Source organism: Streptomyces sp. NPDC006314, from assembly GCF_040613075.1.
In the GTDB taxonomy this organism is placed as follows: Bacteria; Actinomycetota; Actinomycetes; order Streptomycetales; family Streptomycetaceae; genus Streptomyces.
The window spans coordinates 60930-79846 of sequence record NZ_JBEXRL010000022.1 but is presented as its reverse complement, the minus strand read 5'-3'; the positions used below and the strand labels follow the sequence as shown (position 1 = coordinate 79846).

Here is an 18917-nt window from a genome sequence, read left to right as displayed (position 1 = left end):
CGGAGTTCAAGCGCTGCACGAACGGCGCTCGTGCAACAAAAAACCCCTCGTGCCGGAAGGCAAGCGAGGGGAGCGCGCCGGTGAGGTCGCTGGGGATTCCGGATCGTCCTCCGGTGCGTCCCAGCTCAGCCGACGCGCTGTCCAAGTACGAGAATTCGGGTGCGCATGGCACTGACCCTCCCCCCGGCACGCACCACGTGTCAAGTAGGTGGGACGGGAGTCTCATTATGTGAACGAAGGGCACCGCCGCCTCCGAAGACGGCGGTGCCCTGTGTACACCCTGTGGCCCTTTCCACGGCTCGTTCACCTCCGCGGTGCCACAGTCGGTGTCGAGGCCACGACCGTGCTCAGCCCCTCGGGCCTCCGCGCCCCGCCGCTCTCGGCCTCGCTCGGGCGCGTGCACCCCCACGCACCCTCGGCACCGACGCGCCCCTGCGGCTCTCTCGCGCCGCCCGCGAAGGCGGGTTCGGCCGGTGCGTGGGGCACCGGATAGTGGCCGGATCCGAGCGCCCGGCGCAGCCGGTACTCGTCCAGCGGACCGGCGAACGCCATGCCCTGCCCGTGCGTGCAGCCCATCGCGCGCAGGGCGACCACCTGCTCGGGCAGATCCACCCCCTCGGCGACGGACTGGAGCCCGAGATCGCCGGCGATCCGCAGCAGCCCAGCGGTGATCTTGTGCAGGCGTGCGGACTCCACGACCCCTTCGACCAGGCTGCGGTCGAGTTTGAGGATGTCCACGGGCAGCCGCCTGAGGGCGGTGATGGCCGCGTAGCCGCTGCCGAACCCGTCCAGCGCGATCCGCACCCCGAGCCGGCTGAGCGCGGTCAGCCGCCGTTCCAGCTCCTCCGGCGGAACCCGGGGATCGGTGTCGGACAGCTCGATGACCAGCGCGCCGGGCGGCAGCCCGTGCCGGGTCAGCAGCGCCTCCACGGAGCCCATCGAGCGGTCCAGCAGCCGCCGGGCACCCATCCGTACCGCCACGGGTACGACGAGCCCGGTGGCGGCCCGTTCGGCGGCCTGCTCCACGGCCTCCTGGAGGAGCCAGCGGTCCAGTTCGGCGGTCTTGTCGCCGTCCTCGGCCACCCGCAGGAACTCGGCCGGCGTGAACAGCACCCCTTGGGAGGAGCGCCAGCGTGCCTGCGCGGAGACCGCGGCGATCCGGCCATTCCCGAGGGAGACCACCGGCTGGTGCAGCAGCGCGAACTCGCCGTCGTGCAGCGCGGAACGCAGCCGCGTGGCCAGCCCCGCCTTGCGTACGACGTCCTGCTGCATCTGCGGTCTGTACAGTTCGACGCGGCCCTTTCCGGTCGATTTCGCGCGGTACATCGCGAGGTCGGCGTTGCGCAGCAGCTCACCGGCGCCGAGTCCCGGTTCGGCGAAGGCGACGCCGATGGAGGCGTTGACCCGGACCTCGTTGCCGTCGATGGCGTACGGCTGCGAGAGGGTCGCCCTGAGGCGGTCGGCGAGTTCCAGGATGTTCCGCTCCCGGGCGGTCCGGTCGCGGGTGCCGTCCCCGGCGATCAGGGCCGCGAACTCGTCGCCGCCCAGCCGGGAGGCGGTGTCCCCCTGCCGGACCGCGTCCTGGAGCCTGCGGGCGGCCTGGACGAGCAGTTCGTCCCCGGCCTGGTGGCCGATCGTGTCGTTGACGGCCTTGAAGCCGTCCAGGTCGATGAAGAGCACGGCCGTGCCGCGCAGGGCGGCACCCCGGTCGGTGGCGCGGCGGCCGGAGAGGGCCTGCTGGACCCGCTTGGTGAACAGCGCGCGATTGGGCAGGTCGGTCAGCGGGTCGTGCTCGGCGTTGTGCTGCAACTGCGCCTGCAGCCGGACCCGTTCGGTCACGTCCCGGCTGTTGAAGATGAGGCCGCCGTAATGGCGGTTGACGGTGGACTCGACGTTGAGCCAGCCGCCGTCGCCGGAGCGGAACCGGCACTCGATGCGTGTGGTGGGCTCCTCCAGCGGGCTGGCGGCGAGGAAACGGCGCACCTCGTGCACCACGCAGCCCAGGTCCTCCGGGTGGATGAGCGCGGCCAGCTCCGTGCCGACCAGCTCCTCGGCGGGCCGGCCGTAGACCCCGGCGGCGGCCGGCGAGACGTACCGCAGGATGCCGTTGGGCGCGGCGATCATGATCACGTCGCTGGAGCCCTGCACCAGGGAGCGGAAGTGGTTCTCCTTCTGCGCCAGCTCCTGGGTGAGAGTGATGTTGTCCAGCAGCATGATGCCCTGGCGGATGACGAGCGCGAGCACGACGGCGCCCGCGGTGATCAGCACCACATGATCGGGTCTGCGGCCGTTGAGGACGTTGTACAGGATGCCCAGCGTGCACACGGCGGCGGCGAGGTACGGGGTGAGCGCGGCGAGCGAGCCGGTGATCGGCCGTCCGGCCGGGTACCGGCTGAGGTCACCCGCCGGGGCGGGCGCGGCCGGGTGGTGGCGGCCCGTGCCGCGCTGCCCGGGCAGGTGCTCGTGGACCACGCGCGTGTGCCCGCCGGACACGCGTGCCTCCTGCGCGCTCCGGTGCCGGCGAGCGACCCAGGGGGCGTAGGCGAGCAGCAGCGAGCCGGCGAACCAGCCCGCGTCCAGCAGCTGCCCGGAGCGGTAACTGCTGTGCAGCAGCGGCGAGGTGAACAGCGCGTCGCACATCACGGTCAGCGCGAGCGCGCCGATCGCGGTGTTCACCGCCGTGCGGTTGCCCGGGGCGCGGCGGAAGTGCAGCGCGAGGACCATGCTGACGAGCGCGATGTCGAGCAGCGGGTACGCCAGCGACAGCGCGGTGTGTGCCACGCTCGGCCCGTCGAAGCGGGCCGCCTGGGCGAGGGCGAGGCTCCATGACAGGGTGAGCAGCGAGCCGCCGATCAGCCAGGCGTCCAGCGCAAGGCAGATCCAGCCCGCTCTCGTCACCGGCCGCTTGGCGAGGACCAGCAGGCCCACGATGGCGGGCGGCGCGAAGCACAGGAAGAACAGGTCGGCGTAGCTGGGGCTGGGCACGGACTGTGCGAGGACGACCTCGTACCAGCCCCAGACCGCGTTGCCCAGGGCCGCCATCGCCGAGGAGAGGGCGAACAGCAGCCATGCGGACCGGAAGTGCACGCGCGCGCTGCGGGCGTACAGGAAGCACGAGACGGCCGCGGTGCCCGCCGCGGCGCTCAGCCCGAAGTCGCCCATGATCAGTGCGACTTCCTCGACTCCCCAGCCGAACGCGGCTCCGACGGCATAGGCCGCGCACACCAGGGCGAGGACGAGCTGCTCCGTCAGTCGCGTACCCTCACGGCCGGCCGGCCGGCGCGGCGGCGCCTCCTGCGGGTGCGGCCCGCGCACCGCTTCGTCGAGGGTGGTCGTCACAGAGGGCGGCGCGCTCACCGGGGCCTCCCGGTCCGCGCGGCTCCCGGGTCCTGCCGTTCCCGGTGCGCTGGGTGCGCCTGCCTTCTGCGGCCGCTGTGCCTGCGCTGGTGATGGCTGTGCTGACCGGTGTGGTGGCCGCGTCTGCGTGCGGCCGTGCGCCAGGGTCGCCGTCGGCGGCTCCGCCGCGTCGGATCGTTCGTCCATAGGCCGTGCATCGCCCGTCGCCCCCCTCACAAATCTGAAATGTCCGTCCCCGGCGCCGAGTGGTCGGCGGCGCACCCCTGTCGGGACGATACACCAGGATCGTCACTCAGGGACATAGCCTCTCTACGCTCCGTGACGATCAGTGGGGACGTCTGCACGGGCCGCGTCCGAGAGGTTGCGGAGTGTGCCGGAAGCGGATTACCGCCCGGTCGCTCCCGTCGTAAGCATCACGTTCCGCAAGGGCTCCTGGTTCACGAAACGGGTCAACTGGTCGGCGAGCAGCCGCTTGGCGCGCGGAAGGAACGCCGAGGAGGGGCCGCCCACATGCGGGCTGATCAGCACGCCGGGCGCCTGCCACAAGGGGTGTCCCGGGGGCAGCGGTTCGGGGTCCGTCACATCGAGGGCGGCGGTGATCCGGCCGCTCTCCAGCTCGGTGAGCAGCGCCTTGGTGTCGACGACGGGCCCGCGCGCGACGTTCACGAGCAGCGCCCCGTCCTTCATCCGCGCGAGGAAGTCGGCGTCGACAAGGCCCCGCGTGGCCTCCGTGAGCGGGGTGGAAAGGATCACGACGTCCGCTTCCGGGAGCATTGAGAGCACATCGGTGATCGGGTGCACAGGACCGCGCGCCGTGGTGCGCCGGGAGCGCGCGATGCGCGCCACCCGCGCGACCTCGAAGGGCACGAGCCGGTCCTCGATGGCGGCGCCTATGGCGCCGTAGCCGACGATGAGGACGTTCTTGTCGGCGAGGGAGGGGTGGAACCCGCTCTGCCAGCGCTCCTGTTGCTGGGCCCGGACGAAGCCGGGGATACCGCGCAGGGCGGCGAGGGTCAGGGTGAGCGCGAGTTCGGCGGTGCTCGCCTCGTGCACTCCGCGCGCATTGCACAGTTGCACGCCGGGCACGATCGACGACAGCCGCGCGGTGATGTCGTCGATGCCCGCCGTGAGCGTCTGGATGACCCGCACCCGGGTCAGGTGCTCCAGCGGGCGGACCTTCACCGGCCACCGCTTCATGTACGGCACCACGTACACGGCACAGTCCGCGGGGTCGCCGGGAAATTCCTGGTCACCGCTGTCGCCCCCGTCCCAGAACAGGTACCGGGGCCCTTCGGGAAGCCCCTCGATCTCCTCAGGCGGGATGGGGAGCCATACGTCTGCACTCATGGCAAGGAGGCTATGTCAGGGGCCTGGGGCGCAGAGGTTAGGTTGGGGGCCGGGCAGAGGGAGGTTCACGAGCAGGTGGAGCGCAGGACGATCGGCGCGGGGGCGCTTGCGGTGGGGGCCGTCGGACTCGGATGCATGCCGATGAGCTGGGCCTACAGCGGGTCACGGCAACGTGGCGACGAGTCGCTGAGAACCGTGCACCGGGCGCTGGACCTGGGTTCGAGCCTGCTGGACACCGCGGACATGTACGGCCCGTTCACCAACGAGCTGCTGCTGGGCCGGGCGCTCAAGGAGCGGCGCCGGGACGCGTTCGTCTCCACGAAGGTGGGGCTGCTGGTGGGCGAGCAGCACATCGTGGCGAACGGCCGCCCGGGGTACGTGAAGCGGGCCTGCGACGCCTCGCTGCGCCGTCTGCAGACGGACGTGATCGACCTCTACCAGTTGCACCGCGCCGACCCCGAGGTGCCGGTGGAGGAGACGTGGGGGGCGATGGCCGAGCTGGTGCGGGCAGGGAAGGTACGGGCGCTGGGCCTGTGCGCGGTGGGGGCGCGCGGCGGGCGCCGCTCGGGTGCCGGGCTGCACGACACCACCCTGCGCCAACTGCAGCGGGTGCAGCAGGTGTTCCCGGTGAGCGCGGTGCAGGCGGAGCTGTCGGTGTGGTCGCCGGAGGCGCTGACCGCGCTGCTGCCCTGGTGCGAGGCGCGGGGCGTGGGCTTCCTCGCGGCGATGCCGCTGGGCAACGGCTTCCTGACCGGCACGCTGCGGCCCGGCGAGGGCTTCGAACCGGACGACGTGCGTGCCCGCCACCCCCGGTTCACGGCCGAGATGATGGCGGCCAACCAGCCGATCGTCGCGGGGCTGCGCCGGGTCGCGCGGCGCCACGGTGAGGACGTCACCCCGGCGCAGGTGGCCCTCGCCTGGGTTCTGGCCCAGGGCCGGCATGTGGTCGCCCTGCCGGGCACCAAACGGGAACGCTGGGCCACGGAGAACGCGGCCGCGTCCGGGCTCCGGCTGACCGAGGAGGACTTGGCGGAGGTGTCCGGGCTGCCGGCCGCCCTGGGATCGTGGGACTGAGGCGGCTGCGGGGCCGCGCTCTCGGTGCCCGCCGCTTCCGGCGATCGGTTTCTCGTGGATCGGGAACCCGGGAGGGACGAGCGGTGTATGAGAGGGAGAACCAGCGACTGGATCACCGCCTTGAAGGGACCATGATCGTGCAACATCGAGCTGTGTCGGCCGTATTGGCCGCGGCCGCCCTCCTGCTGGCCGGCTGCTCCTCCGACGGAGGGGGATCCCCGGACGGCGGCGGGAGCAGGGCGCCGAGGGGTACGGCGACCGGCGCCGCCCCCTCCGGCGGAGCCGGCGAGTCGGCCCCTCCGGCCAAGGGCTCGGTGAGGGTGCTGCGCACGGTCACCGAGGGCCTGAAGACACCGTGGGGGCTGGCCACACTGCCCGGCGGTGGTCTGCTGGTCTCCTCCCGGGACGACGGGACGATCACCCGGATCGACGAGGAGACGGGCAAGAAGACCGAGCTGGGCGCGGTCTCCGGGGTCGCCCCGGCCGGCGAGGGCGGTCTGCTGGGCATCGCCCTCTCCCCGGAGTACGCCTCGGACCACATGATCTACGCCTACTTCACCTCGGCCTCGGACAACCGCATCGTCCGCATGATCTACGACGAGCAGAAGCCGGCCGGTGATCAACTGGGCGCTCCGGACACGGTGTTCAAGGGCATCCCGAAGGGTTACATCCACAACGGCGGCCGGATCGAGTTCGGCCCCGACGGAATGCTGTACGCGGGCACCGGCGAGAGCGGCCAGAAGGGCCTGGCGCAGGACAAGAAGTCCCTGGGCGGCAAGATCCTTCGGCTGACCCCCGAGGGCGAGCCGGCCCCGGGCAACCCGTTCCCGGACTCCCCGGTGTACTCGTACGGCCACCGGAATGTCCAGGGGCTGGCCTGGGACGACAAGCAGCGGCTGTTCGCCTCGGAGTTCGGGCAGGACACCTGGGACGAGCTGAACGCGATCAAACCCGGCGACGACTACGGCTGGCCGGACGCCGAGGGGAAGTCCTCCGAGGCCGGCTTCCACAACCCCACAGCCCAGTGGCACACCGATGACGCCTCCCCCAGCGGCATCGCCCATGTCGACGGCGTGATCTGGATGGCGGGCCTGAAGGGGCAGCGCCTGTGGCGCATCCCGCTGAGCGGCACGGAGGCCTCGGCGGCCCCACAGGCGTTCCTCACCGGCAGGTACGGCCGCCTTCGCACGGTGGCCCCGGCGGGCGGCGACAAGCTCTGGCTGGTGACGAGCAACACGGACGGCCGGGGGACGCCGAAGAAGGGTGACGACCGGGTGCTGGAGGTGGAGGTGAGGTAGCCCCGCTCCCCGCGCTCACGGCTCTTCCGGCTCCTTCTTCGGGGCCTCGTCCGGCTCCGGTACGGCCGGCTGCGGTTCGGGCAGCCGTATGACGGCCTTTCCGGAAGCCAGGTCGATGGGTCCGTGGCCGGGGTCGCTGTCCCCGACGTCCTCGCGGGTCAGCTCGAGCCGGTTCTGCTCGTCCCGGGTGTGCCGGCGGCCGGGTGCGAACAGTTCCTCGAAGGCGTTGAACACGGCTACTCCCCTTTGCCGGTTTTCTCCAGCGTAGATCTCAGCCGGTCGTTCCGGCAGCCAGCGTCTCGGCCGGGAAGAGTTCCAGCCGGTGGGCCACCGCCGCCGCCTCACCCCGGCCCGAGACGCCGAGTTTGCTGAGGATGTTGGAGACGTGGACGCTCGCGGTCTTCGGGGAGATGAACAGCTCCTCGGCTATCTGGCGGTTGGTGCGGCCGGCCGCGACCAGCCGCAGCACGTCCCGCTCCCGGCCGGTGAGGCCGAGGGCCGCGGCCGGGTCGGCGGGGGCGAGGGCCTGGCGTGGAGCACGGGTCAGGGTGAGGCGGGCGCGCTGGGCGAGCCGGGCGGCGGCGTCGGCGAGGGGACGGGCGTCGAGGTGGGAGGCCACCGCGGCGGCCAGCCGGAGCAGTTCCGCCGCGCGGTCGCGTTCGTCGTCGCCGCCCTCGGTCAGCAGTGCTCCGGCTAGGCGGTGGCGGACCCGGGCGAGGTCGTAGGGGCGGTCCAGGCACTCGAACGCGGTGACCACGGGCGACCAGGTGTCGGCGGTGTCCTCGCCCTGCGCGCGGAGGAGTTCGGCGCGGGTCCAGTGGTCGTAGGCCTGCCAGAGGGGGGCGCCCGTGGTGAGGTGCCGCACCGCCTTCCCGAGGCGGTCGAGGATCTCGGGGCGGTCGGGCCGGGCCGCGGGCAGGGCGCGGGCGTCGGCCTCGGCGGTGGCGGCGGCCAGCAGCAGCGGCCAGCCATAGCGGTGGGTGCCGGGCGGGAAGCCGGCTTCCAGGGCCTGGAGCAGTTCGGTGCGGGCGTCGGCGATGCGGCCCTCCGCGGCGGCGACACCGAGGGCGATGCGCGCCAGCGGCAGGGACTGCTGGGGCATGGGGTCGTGGGTGCCGTAGTGGGCGCGGGCGGCGGCGAGTTGCCGGCCGGCCTCGGCGAGGTCGCCGCGGGCCAGGGCGAGGTGGGCCAGACGCAGGGCGCCCGCGCCGCGGGGCTTGGCGCTGTGGCCGACCCGGGTCGCGTGGGTGGCGGCCTCGGTGGCCTCCTGCCACTGGCCGAGGGAGTAGAGCGCGTCGGACAGGTTGCCCCAGGCCCAGGCCTCGGCGTCCAGCAGCGCGTACTTACGGGTGAAGGCGATGCCTTCGCGCAGAAGGGGGGCGGCCTCGCGGTCGCGGCCGATGGTCTGCATCACGGACGGCAGGTTCACATAGGCGCGGCCCGCGACATGGTGCACGCCCTCCGCCAGGGTGTCCCGCAGGACCTGCCGCATCTCCGCGAGGCCGGTCTCGTGGTCGCCGGAGTCCACCTTGAGTCCGCTCAGGGTGAGGCGGGCGTGGAGTTCGATGTCACGGGTGCCGACCATCCGCGCGTACTCCACGGCCTGCTCGGCGGCGGCGATGGCCTCGGGGCCGGGCCGATGCAGCATGGACCAGTTGGCGGCCAGGGCCAGCACCTCGGCGTGCACCTCGGAGGGCGGCAGGCCGCGTACCAGGTCCCGGGCGGTGGCGAGTTCCCGCCAGCCGTCACCCCGCGCCTGGGCCTGCACCAGCCGGGAGCGCTGCACCCAGAACCAGGCGGCGCGCAGGGGATCCGGCTCGTCCTCCAGGAGGCGCAGCGCCCGTTTGGTGATCTTCAGGGCGCGTTCGCGTTCGCCGCCGAAGCGGCCCGCGACGGCCGCCTCGGCCATCAGGTCGAGGTAGCGCAGCGGGGTGGTGGCCGGGTCGCAGCCGCACGGAGGGTAGCTCTCGGCGTAGTCGACCGGGCGCAGGGCGGAGCGCACCTCTTCCGCGACGCTGTCCCACAGCTCCATCGCCCGCTCCAGGAGCCGGAGTTGTTCCGTGTAGGCGTGCCGGCGGCGGGCCACTACGGAGGCGTCCAGGACGGCGGGCAGGGCCTTGGCGGCGTCGTGGGCGTGGTACCAGTAGCTGGCCAGGCGCATCACGCGCGCGTCGGCCGCGACGAGCGTGGGGTCCGCCTCCAGGGCCTCGGCGTAGTGGCGGTTGAGGCGGGAGCGCTCGCCGGGCAGCAGGTCGTCGGCGACGGCCTCGCGGACGAGGGAGTGCCGGAAGCGGTATCCGTCGCCGGCCGGGGTGACGGTGAGGATGTTGGCGCCGACGGCGGCCCGCAGCGCATCGATGAGGTCGTCCTCGGCGAGCTGGGCGACGGCGGCGATCAGCCGGTACTCGACGGTGGAGCCGCCCTCGGCGACGACCCGGGCGACCCGCTGGGCGCTCTCGGGCAGCGCCTCGACCCGGACCAGGAGCAGATCGCGCAGGGAGTCCGTCAGGCCGGTGCAGCTGCCCTGACAGGCGGCGACGGCGAGTTCCTCGACGAAGAAGGCGTTGCCGTCGGAGCGTTGGAAGATCTCGTCGACCTGGGCGGGGTCGGGTTCGGCGGCGAGGATGCCGGCGATCTGGCGGCCGACCTCCTCGCGCGTGAAGCGGGCGAGTTCGATACGGCGGACGGTACGCAGCCGGTCGAGTTCGGCGAGCAGGGGGCGCAGTGGGTGGCGGCGGTGGATGTCGTCGGAGCGGTAGGTGGCGAGGACGAGGAGGCGGCCGCTGCGCAGGGTGCGGAAGAGGTACGCGAGCAGGTGGCGGGTGGAGGCGTCGGCCCAGTGCAGGTCCTCCAGGACGAGCACGACCGGGTGCGCGGCGGCGACCCGCTCCATCAGACGCACGGTCAGTTCGAACAGGCGGGCCATGCCCTGCTCGTCATGGCGGCCGGCTCCGGCCTCGCCCAGTTCGGGCAGCAGCCGCGCCAGTTCCTCCTCCTGACCGGCAGCCGCGGCGGCGAACTCCTCCGGCAGGGCTTCGCGCAGGGCCCGCAGAGCGGTGGAGAAGGGGGCGAACGGCAGCCCGTCGGCGCCGATCTCCACGCAGCCGCCGAGCGCGACGACCGCTTCCCGGCGGCCCGCTGCCACGGTGAACTCCTCGACGAGGCGGGTCTTGCCGACGCCCGCCTCGCCGCCGAGCAGCAGTGCCTGCGGCTCTCCCGCGGCGGCACGGGCGAGCGCGTCGTTCAGGGTGTCCAACTCGTCGGTGCGACCGACGAACACGGGGCTGACGGACCTGGTTTCCACGGGCCAGAGCATCGCACGGGGCATGGACGGCGGGGCACCGGTTTTCCACAGCTTCGGTGCGATCGTCGTACCGGCGGCCTGGAGGGTCGGGCCACCAGACGGAAGGGGCGTACGACTCCGCTGGGAAGCCGTACGCCCCTCGGGCGGAAGAGGGCCGACCCCCGTGCGGCCCTCCTCCCCATCCGTGCGCGTGTCTCCGGGGCCTCCGGTCCTCGCCGGGCCGGCGGTCACGCGGTGCGGGGCTGCCGGTGCCGGCGGGGGCGGCCGGTATGGGACTCTGCCGCCTGGTCGGCGTTGCGGGCGGACCGCTCCTGGCGGGCGGCGCGGCGGCCCCGTTCGGCCTCGCGGGCCAGGCGGGCCTGCTCGGCCTCGCGGATCAGCTGGGCCGAACGCATCCGGTGGTACTCGAGCTCGAACATGGTGTGCCCTTCGAGGAGAGGCGGTGTGGTGCTTCGCTTTCTGCGATGCCTCCACCTTCGTCTCCCAGGGGGGTGCGCCACATCGGGAGAGTTCCGCATCTTCGGGCCGCCGCCGGGCCGCACGCGCGCGTAAGGGGCCTTAGGGGACCCGTAAGGTGCGCACGGATTCCCTAAGGCCCCTGGGACCTGCGGGTCATCAGCCGGCCGAGGGCAGGCCGAGCAGCGCGTCGGAGTACTTCAGGACGGCCAGGAGCAGGCCGATGACGCCGAGCGAGGCACCCGCCCAGGCGACCGACTTGATCCAGGCGGCCTGAGGGCGGCCGGGCGCGCCGAACGCGGGCCGCGCCAGCACGACCACAGCGGTGATCAGCGCGGCGAGCGCGAACAGGCCGGCCCACAGGGCGGTGGTGTGCCAGGAGTCGCCGTAGACCTCCTTGATCTGCGTGGCGACGCTCGCCGTGGACGAGGTCCGCAGCTGGCCGACGAGCTGCTCGCGGGCACCGGCGATGGTGCCGATCCAGCCGCCGCTCAGCGAGACCAGGCCGAGCGCGGCGGACACGACGGCACCGGCGCCCTGGCCCACCCCCGACGGAACCTTTCCCTCCTGCTCCGGCGCCTCGACGGGCTCCTCCTCGGCGGTCACCACGTCAGCGGCCTCCGCGTCGACGGCCTCCGCGTCAGTGGCCTCGGCCCTGATGGTCCCGGGTGCCCGCTCCTTCTCGGCGGTGGGGGTCTCCGCCGTCGTCTCGTCGTTCCGCGCCCGGATGCCGGCCTCGGCGCCTTCCTCTGTCTTCGTTGCCATACCCGGCACCGTACGGACGCTGTCTGAGAGGTCCCTTAATGATCGTGGTGCGCGGTACGCGCGCGTGCGGCACGCCACTCGGGGGCGAGCACCGCCCAGATCTCGGTGCTGGCGCGCACGCCCCGGTGCGGGTAGTTCTCGCGGAGCAGTCCCTCACGGATCATGCCGAGCCGCCGGGCCACGTTGATGCTGGGCTCGTTCGCCGCGGACACGTGCCACTCCACGCGGTGCATGCCGCGCTCCTCGAAGGCCCAGTCGAACAGCACCCGCATGCCGCGTGTGACGAGTCCGCGCCCGGCCGCCGCCGGTTCCAGCCAGCAGCCGGCCTCACAGACCCCGCTCGGCGTGTCCCAGACGCGGAACAGCAGCCCGCCGACGAGCTTCCCGTCCAGCCATATCCCGTGCAGGCTGCCGGTGTCGGCGCCGCGCTTGTCGGCGTAGGACTTGAGGTAGGCGCGGGCGGAGTCCAGGTCGGTCACGATGTCCGGCAGGCCGATGTGCCGGCCGATGAAGTCGCGTCCCCGGTCGATGCCGGCGAGCAGCTCCTCGGCGTGCCAGACCTCCAGGGGCCGCAGTTCGGCGCCGTCGTCACCCAGGGATGTCGCGTACATTCTGCCGCTCTTCCTTCCGTAGTTCCTGGACAGAGACCCAGACCTGGGCCGAGCCTCTCATGCGCGACGCGGCACTCGGGCGGCTCGACGCCGATGCGGGCAGCCGGCGCTCCAGCCGGCCCGGGCAGCCACCGGTCGGCCGAGCCGGGCGGGTGCGTCAGGGCGGGCACGAGCAGGGTGCGCAGCACGAAGGCGTCGCCGGCGAGGGCGGCGGCTCTGCCGCCGCAGGGGCGCCTCAGTCGAACTGGTCCCCCAGCGCCATGACCATCGTCCCGGCGATCAGCAGCCACAGGGCCCTGCGGGTACGGCCCCTGGAGCCGAGGACCGCGGCGAGAGCGCACACGGCGGCACCGAGCGCGTAGGCGGCGGGCACGAGCACGGGAGCGGACCTGGTGAGCCGGAGCAGCGCGGCGGCCAGCCCGGCGAGGCTCAGCAGAACCCCGGTACCGGCGGCGGTCCAGCGGGCCCGCCGGGCGTCCTCGATGTGCTCGTCCTGTTCGGGTGCCGCGGCTATCGCGGGCTCGTTGTCGGAATGGGTGCGTCCGCTCATGGCGGTCGAGCGTATCGCTCCGGCTGGGAAACCAGGTGCGCGGCGGTGGCCTTGGCTGCTACGCATGGTCGCTTGTGACCGAGAGAGCCGGAACGACCGATGAACTCACCAGGCGTCTCACGCACCCGCGTTACCCCCGCAGCAACCACTACGACGTCCGCTGGACCATCGAGAACCAGATGGGTCCGCACGCGCTGTGGCTGCTGGAGTGGCTGGTACCCGCGCTCGGGCTCGACGCGCTGCCGCCGGACGCCCGCGTGCTCGACCTCGGCTGCGGGCGCGCCCTGACCTCCGTCTTCCTGGCCCGTGAGTACGGCGTCCAGGTCACGGCCGCCGACCTGTGGGTGAAGCCCGACGACAACGCCGTGCGGATCGCGGAGGCGGGCGTGGCCGACCGCGTGCTGCCGGTGTTCGCCGAGGCGCACGACCTGCCCTTCGGGGAGGGTACGTTCGACGCGATCGTGTCGATCGACGCCTACCAGTACTTCGGCACCGATGACCTGTATCTCCCCGTGCTGACCCGGCTGCTGAAACCGGGTGGGCGGATCGGGGTCGTGGTGCCGTCGGTGCGGGAGGAGATCGACGGTGCCGAGCCGCCGGAGCACCTCGAACCGTACTGGGACCCGGGCTTCTGGGCGTTCCACTCCCCCTCCTGGTGGCGGCGGAACTGGACGCGCAGCAAGGCCGTGACCGTCGAGACGGCCGACTGGCTCCAGGACGGCTGGCGCGACTGGCTGCTGTGGAGCGAGGTGTGCGCCGAGGAGAGCCCGAGCGAGTTCATGGCGGGCCTGGCCCGCGACTCGGTGGATCTGCTGCGCGCCGACGCGGGGCGCACCCTGGGGTTCGCGCGGGTCGTGGGACGCCGCAACTGACGGACACGGCCCCGGAGACTGCGCCTCCGGGGCCGTATCGAGCGTGCGCGGGGCTCAGCCCGCGCTGGCGCCCAGCTTCTCCAGGATCAGCTCCTTGACGCGGGCCGCGTCGGCCTGGCCGCGGGTCGCCTTCATGACCGCGCCGACCAGGGCACCGACCGCGGCTACCTTGCCGCCACGGATCTTGTCCGCGATGCCCGGGTTGCCGGCGATGGCCTCCTCGACGGCCGAAGTGAGCGCGCCCTCGTCGGAGACGACCTTCAGGCCGCGCTTGTCGACGACCTCGTCCGGGGTGCCCTCGCCCGCGAGTACGCCCTCGATGACCTGGCGGGCCAGCTTGTCGTTCAGGTCACCCTTCGCGACCAGCTCGGTGACCCGGGCCACCTGCTGGGGCGTGATCGCCAGCTCGTCCAGGCTCTTGCCGGACTCGTTGGCGCTGCGCGCCAGTTCACCCATCCACCATTTGCGGGCGGAGGCCGCGTCGGCACCGGCGTCGATCGTGGCGACGATCGGCTCCAGCGCACCGGCGTTGAGGATCGCCTGCATGTCGGTGGCCGAGATGCCCCACTCGGCCAGCAGCCGGGTGCGACGGACCAGCGGCAGCTCGGGCAGGGCCGCGCGGATCTCCTCGACCCACTCGCGCGAGGGCGCCACGGGAACGAGGTCGGGCTCCGGGAAGTACCGGTAGTCCTCGGCCTCCTCCTTCACGCGGCCCGAGGTCGTGGACCCCGTGTCCTCGTGGAAGTGGCGGGTCTCCTGGACGATCGTGCCGCCGGACGACAGCACGGCCGCGTGCCGCTGGATCTCGTAGCGGGCGGCGCGCTCAACGGAACGCAGGGAGTTGACGTTCTTCGTCTCGGAACGCGTGCCGAACTTGTCGGCGCCCTTGGGCATCAGCGACAGGTTGACGTCACAGCGCATCTGGCCCATCTCCATGCGGGCCTCGGACACGCCGAGGGCACGGATGACCTCGCGCAGCTCACGGACGTACGCCTTCGCCACCTCCGGCGCGCGCTCGCCGGCACCGACGATCGGCTTGGTGACGATCTCGATGAGCGGGATGCCCGCGCGGTTGTAGTCCAGCAGGGAGTGGGACGCGCCGTGGATACGGCCGGTGGCGCCGCCGACGTGGGTCGACTTGCCGGTGTCCTCCTCCATGTGGGCGCGCTCGATCTCCACGCGGAAGGTCTCGCCGTCCTCCAGCTGCACGTCGAGGTAGCCGTTGAAGGCGATCGGCTCGTCGTACTGGGAGGTCTGGAAGTTCTTCGGCATGTCCGGATAGAAGTAGTTCTTCCGGGCGAAGCGGCACCACTCGGCGATCTCGCAGTTGAGCGCGAGACCGATCTTGATCGCGGACTCGACGCCGGTCGCGTTGACGACCGGGAGCGCGCCGGGCAGGCCGAGGCAGACCGGGCAGGTCTGCGAGTTGGGCTCGGCGCCCAGCTCGGTCGAACAGCCGCAGAACATCTTGGTCTTGGTGCCGAGTTCGACATGGACCTCGAGGCCCATGACGGGGTCGTACGACGCCAGCGCGTCCTCGTACGACACCAGGTCGGTCGTGGTGGTCACGGTGAACTTCCCTCTCAGCCCAGCAGGACGTCGTCGTCGCCCAGCCGCTTCAGCTCGCGGTAGAGAATGGCCAGGTTGGTGACTACCGCGGCACCGGTCACGACGGCGTCGAGCAACCGCAGCGTGTCGTTGTCTCCGCGGGCCTTCTTGATCTGCTTGTAGACGCCGACGGCGCCGAACGCCGACGTGGCCATCGACACGTACAGGCCGGACTTGGACTTCTTGAAGCCCTTGGCCTTGGACAGTGCGCTCACAGCGACGGAGCCTCCTCGATCAGCGGGTGGCCCCACTTTTCCACGAAGGCTGCCTCGACGGCGGCGCCCACCTTGTACAGGCGGTCGTCCTTCATGACGGGGGCGATGATCTGCAGACCGACCGGGAGGTTGTCCTCCGGGGCGAGGCCGCACGGCAGCGACATGGCCGCGTTGCCCGCCAGGTTGGTCGGGATGGTGCACAGGTCGGCGAGGTACATCGCCATCGGGTCGTCGGCGCGCTCGCCGATCGCGAAGGCGGTGGTCGGGGTCGTCGGCGAGACGATGACGTCGACCTGCTCGAACGCCTTGTCGAAGTCCTGCTTGATGAGGGTGCGGACCTTCTGCGCGCTGCCGTAGTAGGCGTCGTAGTAGCCGCTCGACAGGGCGTACGTGCCGAGCATGACGCGGCGCTTCACCTCGGGGCCGAAGCCGGCCTCGCGGGTCAGGGAGGTGACCTCCTCGGCCGAGTGGCCGCCGTCGTCGCCGGTGCGCAGGCCGTAGCGCAGGCCGTCGAAGCGGGCGAGGTTGGAGGAGCACTCGGACGGCGCGATCAGGTAGTACGCGGACAGCGCGAGGTCGAAGGACGGGCAGTCCAGCTCCACGATCTCGGCGCCCAGCTCCTTCAGCAGCTCGACGGACTCGTCGAAGCGCTGGATGACGCCGGCCTGGTAGCCCTCGCCGCGGAACTGCTTGACCACCCCGACGCGCATGCCCTCGACGCTGCCGTTGCGCGCGGCCTCGACCACCGGCGGGACCGGGGCGTCGATGGAGGTGGAGTCGAGCGGGTCGTGCCCGGCGATGACCTCGTGCAGCAGGGCCGCGTCCAGGACCGTACGGGCGCAGGGGCCGCCCTGGTCGAGGGAGGACGAGAAGGCGACCATGCCGTAGCGGGACACCGCGCCGTACGTCGGCTTCACGCCGACCGTGCCGGTGACGGCGGCCGGCTGGCGGATGGAGCCACCGGTGTCGGTGCCGATGGCGAGCGGGGCCTGGAAGGAGGCGAGCGCGGCGCTCGAGCCGCCACCGGAGCCACCGGGGATCTTGGTGAGGTCCCAGGGGTTGCCGGTCGGGCCGTAGGCGCTGTTCTCCGTGGAGGAGCCCATGGCGAACTCGTCCATGTTGGTCTTGCCGAGGATGACGACGTCGGCGTCCTTCAGGCGCTTGGTGAGCGTCGCGTCGTACGGCGGGATCCAGCCCTCGAGGATCTTCGAGCCGACGGTCGTGGGCACGCCCGCGGTGGTGAAGATGTCCTTGAGCGCGAGCGGGACGCCGGCCAGGGGGCCGAGCTTCTCGCCGCGGGCCCGCTTCTCGTCCACGGCACGGGCCTGGGCGAGGGCGCCCTCGCGGTCGACGTGGAGGAAGGCGTGGACCTTCTCGTCGACGGCCTCGATGCGGGCGAGGTGCGCCTCGGTGACCTCGACGGCCGTGAGCTCGCCGGAGGCGATCTTCGCGGCGGTCTCGGCCGCCGTGAGCTTGATGATGGTGCTGTCCGTCATGGTCAGTCCTCCCCCAGGATCTGCGGCACCTTGAAACGCTGCTGCTCCTGGGCCGGGGCGCCGGAGAGCGCCTGCTCGGGGGTGAGCGAGGGACGGACCTCGTCCGGCCGCATGACGTTCGTCAGCGGGAGCGGGTGCGAGGTCGGCGGTACGTCTTGGTCGGCGACCTCGCTGACGCGGGCGACCGCGCCGATGATGTCGTCCAGCTGGCCTGCGAAGTGGTCGAGTTCTTCGGGCTTCAGCTCCAGACGCGCCAGCCGGGCGAGGTGGGCGACCTCCTCGCGCGTGATGCCAGGCATGCAGCGATCCTCTGGGGTGAGTGTGAGTGGTTTGGACCCAATCCTATGGGGCGAGGCCCCCTGCCCGTGAAACGGTCGGCCCCGGGCCCGCTCTCACCGGCGCCGCCCGTCCCAGGCCTCGCTCCTCAGGAAGTGGTTGTCGTAGAGCTCCTGGACCTCCAGCAGGCTCTCCGGGGTGACCTCGCCGAGGCGGATGCGCTGCAGGTGGCGGAAGTACTCGAAGCGCTCGACGCCCGGGGCGATGACGATCAGGATGTCGGCCGTGCTGCCGGGGGCGGCGGCGAAGGCGTGCGGCCGGTCCGGCGGGACGATGACCAGGTCGCCGCTCTGGGCGGTGACGATGTCGTCGCCGGACAGCAGCTCCGCCTCGCCGTCGAGCAGGAAGAACATCTCGGCGGAGTTGTGGTGCACATGCGGGCGGGCGCCGTCGGCCCCCTCCGCGAGGGTGACGCGCACGGTGGACAGTGCGCCTCCGCTGGCGCTGCTGTCGGCCAGCAGCCTGACCGTGGTGGGCGCCCGGCCGACCACCTCGGCCTCCGCGTCCCGGACGAGGACGGTGTCGTCGAACTTCGGAACGAACAGCGACATGGCTTGTCTCCCCCTGTGAGGTGTCGTCAGACGGCGAAGAGCAGTCCGGCACTGATCATCACAACGATCGCCGTGGCGAGGTGGATTCCGAACGCCACGGCTTTCGTGCCGCCGTTGCGCAGGACTATCAGGGTGTCGCCGAGCGGGACGAGCGCCACGGCGACCATGAACCAGGCCTCGGCACGGGCACCGGCGAAGGCCAGCAGGGCCAGGCCCAGCAGTCCGAAGGTGCCGTCCCGGAGCCCCTTGATCGACAGGTAGGCCCGGGCGTCGCCGGCGGGGTCCGCCGGGACGCCGTAGCCGGCCGCGGCGGGGCCCGGCTGGAACAGGAACCGGTAGCCGAGGAACACGCAGAACAGGTCGAGCAGGACGGCCAGGGTGTAGGCGGTGACGGTCATGTCTTTCTCCTCTTGCCTGTTTCTAGCACTGCTAGCGACGAGAGCGAAGTTAGCAGAGCATCGACACGAACGCTAGCGATGCTAGAATCGCGGCATGTCGATCCAGACGCGCCGGCAGCGCGAACGAGCGGAACGCGAGCGGTTGATCGTGACGGCCGCGCGGGAACTGGCGGAGGCCGAGGGCTGGGACGCGGTGACCACACGCCGGCTGGCCGCCGAGATCGAGTACAGCCAGCCGGTCCTCTACAGCCACTTCAAGGGCAAGGACGCGATCATGGCGGCGGTCGCGGTGCAGGGGTTCACCGACCTGGCGGCCGAGCTACGGGCGGCGCGGACGGGGGCGCAGGGGACTCGCGAGGCACTGGTGGCGGTGGCGGAGAGGTACACGTCCTTCGCGCGGCGCCGGCCCGCCCTCTACGACGCGATGTTCACCCACCTGGTGGACCTGCCGTTCGCGACGGAGGAGGCACCCGCTCCGTTGCGGGAGGCCTTCGGTGAGCTGCTGTCGGCGGTGGAGCCGATCGCCGCCGAGGGGGACGATGCCGGCCTGCTCACGGAGACGTTCTGGGCGGGCCTGCACGGGTTGGCGACGCTGATGCGCAGCGGCCGGCTGCCGGAGAAGGGGCACGAGCCACGGCTGGCACTGCTGATCGGGCACTTCGCGGGCGGCTGAGACAGG

The 18917-nt window shown here is 72.1% G+C and carries 18 protein-coding genes and 1 pseudogene; 4 read left to right on the top strand and 15 right to left on the bottom strand.

The features are described from left to right. Positions 1–303 precede the first annotated feature (303 nt). Both ABZ079_RS30820 and ABZ079_RS30815 read right to left on the bottom strand, forming a co-directional pair. A complete protein-coding gene (locus ABZ079_RS30820) occupies positions 304–3357 on the bottom strand; it encodes an EAL domain-containing protein (RefSeq protein WP_356942720.1) in 3054 nt (1017 codons plus the stop codon). 384 nt (positions 3358–3741) lie between these two features. After that, on the bottom strand, positions 3742–4704 hold the full coding sequence (locus ABZ079_RS30815) for a 2-hydroxyacid dehydrogenase (protein ID WP_356942719.1): 963 nt from the start codon (positions 4702–4704) through the stop codon (positions 3742–3744). A 75-nt stretch (positions 4705–4779) separates the two neighbouring features. On the opposite strand from ABZ079_RS30815, the gene ABZ079_RS30810 reads away from it, so the two are divergent. Beyond that, complete coding sequence (locus tag ABZ079_RS30810) at positions 4780–5778, top strand: aldo/keto reductase (protein WP_356942718.1); 999 nt, start codon at positions 4780–4782, stop codon at positions 5776–5778. 152 nt (positions 5779–5930) lie between these two features. Beyond that, the gene (locus ABZ079_RS30805; protein ID WP_356942717.1) at positions 5931–7076 is read left to right on the top strand and encodes a PQQ-dependent sugar dehydrogenase; all 1146 of its coding nucleotides are present in this window, start codon (positions 5931–5933) and stop codon (positions 7074–7076) included. A gap of 15 nt (positions 7077–7091) precedes the next feature. Here ABZ079_RS30805 and ABZ079_RS30800 read toward each other — a convergent pair whose 3' ends face one another. The 7 genes and pseudogenes from ABZ079_RS30800 to ABZ079_RS30770 all read right to left on the bottom strand — a co-directional run bounded on the left by ABZ079_RS30800 (position 7092) and on the right by ABZ079_RS30770 (position 12762). Then, positions 7092–7310: a DUF6191 domain-containing protein gene (locus tag ABZ079_RS30800; protein ID WP_356942716.1), complete on the bottom strand. Its 219-nt coding sequence runs from the start codon at positions 7308–7310 to the stop codon at positions 7092–7094. A 37-nt stretch (positions 7311–7347) separates the two neighbouring features. Then, positions 7348–10392 (bottom strand): AAA family ATPase, encoded by a 3045-nt coding sequence (locus tag ABZ079_RS30795; protein WP_356942715.1) that lies wholly within the window; start codon positions 10390–10392, stop codon positions 7348–7350. Positions 10393–10607: 215 nt separating this feature from the next. Next, a complete protein-coding gene (locus ABZ079_RS30790) occupies positions 10608–10799 on the bottom strand; it encodes a hypothetical protein (protein ID WP_356942714.1) in 192 nt (63 codons plus the stop codon). A 196-nt stretch (positions 10800–10995) separates the two neighbouring features. After that, a complete protein-coding gene (locus ABZ079_RS30785) occupies positions 10996–11601 on the bottom strand; it encodes a hypothetical protein (RefSeq protein WP_356942713.1) in 606 nt (201 codons plus the stop codon). A gap of 35 nt (positions 11602–11636) precedes the next feature. Further along, positions 11637–12212 carry a GNAT family protein gene (locus tag ABZ079_RS30780; protein WP_356942712.1) on the bottom strand — a complete coding sequence of 192 codons (576 nt, stop codon included), beginning with the start codon at positions 12210–12212 and terminating at the stop codon, positions 11637–11639. Next, positions 12190–12427, bottom strand: a pseudogene (locus ABZ079_RS30775) (MMPL family transporter); the annotation flags it as partial. The pseudogene ABZ079_RS30775 and the gene ABZ079_RS30780, both read right to left, overlap by 23 nt. A gap of 20 nt (positions 12428–12447) precedes the next feature. Further along, entirely contained in the window at positions 12448–12762 is a 315-nt protein-coding gene (locus ABZ079_RS30770) for a hypothetical protein (protein ID WP_356942711.1), read from the bottom strand. 74 nt (positions 12763–12836) lie between these two features. Between ABZ079_RS30770 and ABZ079_RS30765 the strand changes: the two genes are divergently transcribed. Further along, entirely contained in the window at positions 12837–13634 is a 798-nt protein-coding gene (locus ABZ079_RS30765; RefSeq protein ID WP_356942710.1) for a methyltransferase domain-containing protein, read from the top strand. Between the two features lie 54 nt (positions 13635–13688). On the opposite strand, the gene gatB is transcribed toward ABZ079_RS30765, so the two are convergent. The 6 genes from gatB to ABZ079_RS30735 all read right to left on the bottom strand — a co-directional run bounded on the left by gatB (position 13689) and on the right by ABZ079_RS30735 (position 18238). Beyond that, on the bottom strand, positions 13689–15203 hold the full coding sequence (gene gatB, locus ABZ079_RS30760; protein WP_356942709.1) for an Asp-tRNA(Asn)/Glu-tRNA(Gln) amidotransferase subunit GatB: 1515 nt from the start codon (positions 15201–15203) through the stop codon (positions 13689–13691). Between the two features lie 14 nt (positions 15204–15217). Continuing rightward, positions 15218–15457 carry a hypothetical protein gene (locus ABZ079_RS30755; RefSeq protein ID WP_019329755.1) on the bottom strand — a complete coding sequence of 80 codons (240 nt, stop codon included), beginning with the start codon at positions 15455–15457 and terminating at the stop codon, positions 15218–15220. Then, positions 15454–16959 (bottom strand): Asp-tRNA(Asn)/Glu-tRNA(Gln) amidotransferase subunit GatA, encoded by a 1506-nt coding sequence (gene gatA / locus ABZ079_RS30750; RefSeq protein ID WP_356942754.1) that lies wholly within the window; start codon positions 16957–16959, stop codon positions 15454–15456. The genes ABZ079_RS30755 and gatA overlap by 4 nt, the downstream gene beginning before the upstream one ends. Further along, entirely contained in the window at positions 16956–17252 is a 297-nt protein-coding gene (gene gatC, locus ABZ079_RS30745; protein WP_031117542.1) for an Asp-tRNA(Asn)/Glu-tRNA(Gln) amidotransferase subunit GatC, read from the bottom strand. Before gatC ends, gatA begins: the two co-directional genes overlap by 4 nt. A 93-nt stretch (positions 17253–17345) precedes the next feature. Next, on the bottom strand, positions 17346–17840 hold the full coding sequence (locus ABZ079_RS30740) for a cupin domain-containing protein (RefSeq protein WP_356942708.1): 495 nt from the start codon (positions 17838–17840) through the stop codon (positions 17346–17348). A gap of 26 nt (positions 17841–17866) precedes the next feature. Beyond that, positions 17867–18238 (bottom strand): DUF4267 domain-containing protein, encoded by a 372-nt coding sequence (locus tag ABZ079_RS30735; protein WP_356942707.1) that lies wholly within the window; start codon positions 18236–18238, stop codon positions 17867–17869. 94 nt (positions 18239–18332) lie between these two features. Between ABZ079_RS30735 and ABZ079_RS30730 the strand changes: the two genes are divergently transcribed. After that, positions 18333–18911 (top strand): TetR/AcrR family transcriptional regulator, encoded by a 579-nt coding sequence (locus ABZ079_RS30730; protein WP_356942706.1) that lies wholly within the window; start codon positions 18333–18335, stop codon positions 18909–18911. Positions 18912–18917: the final 6 nt, after the last annotated feature.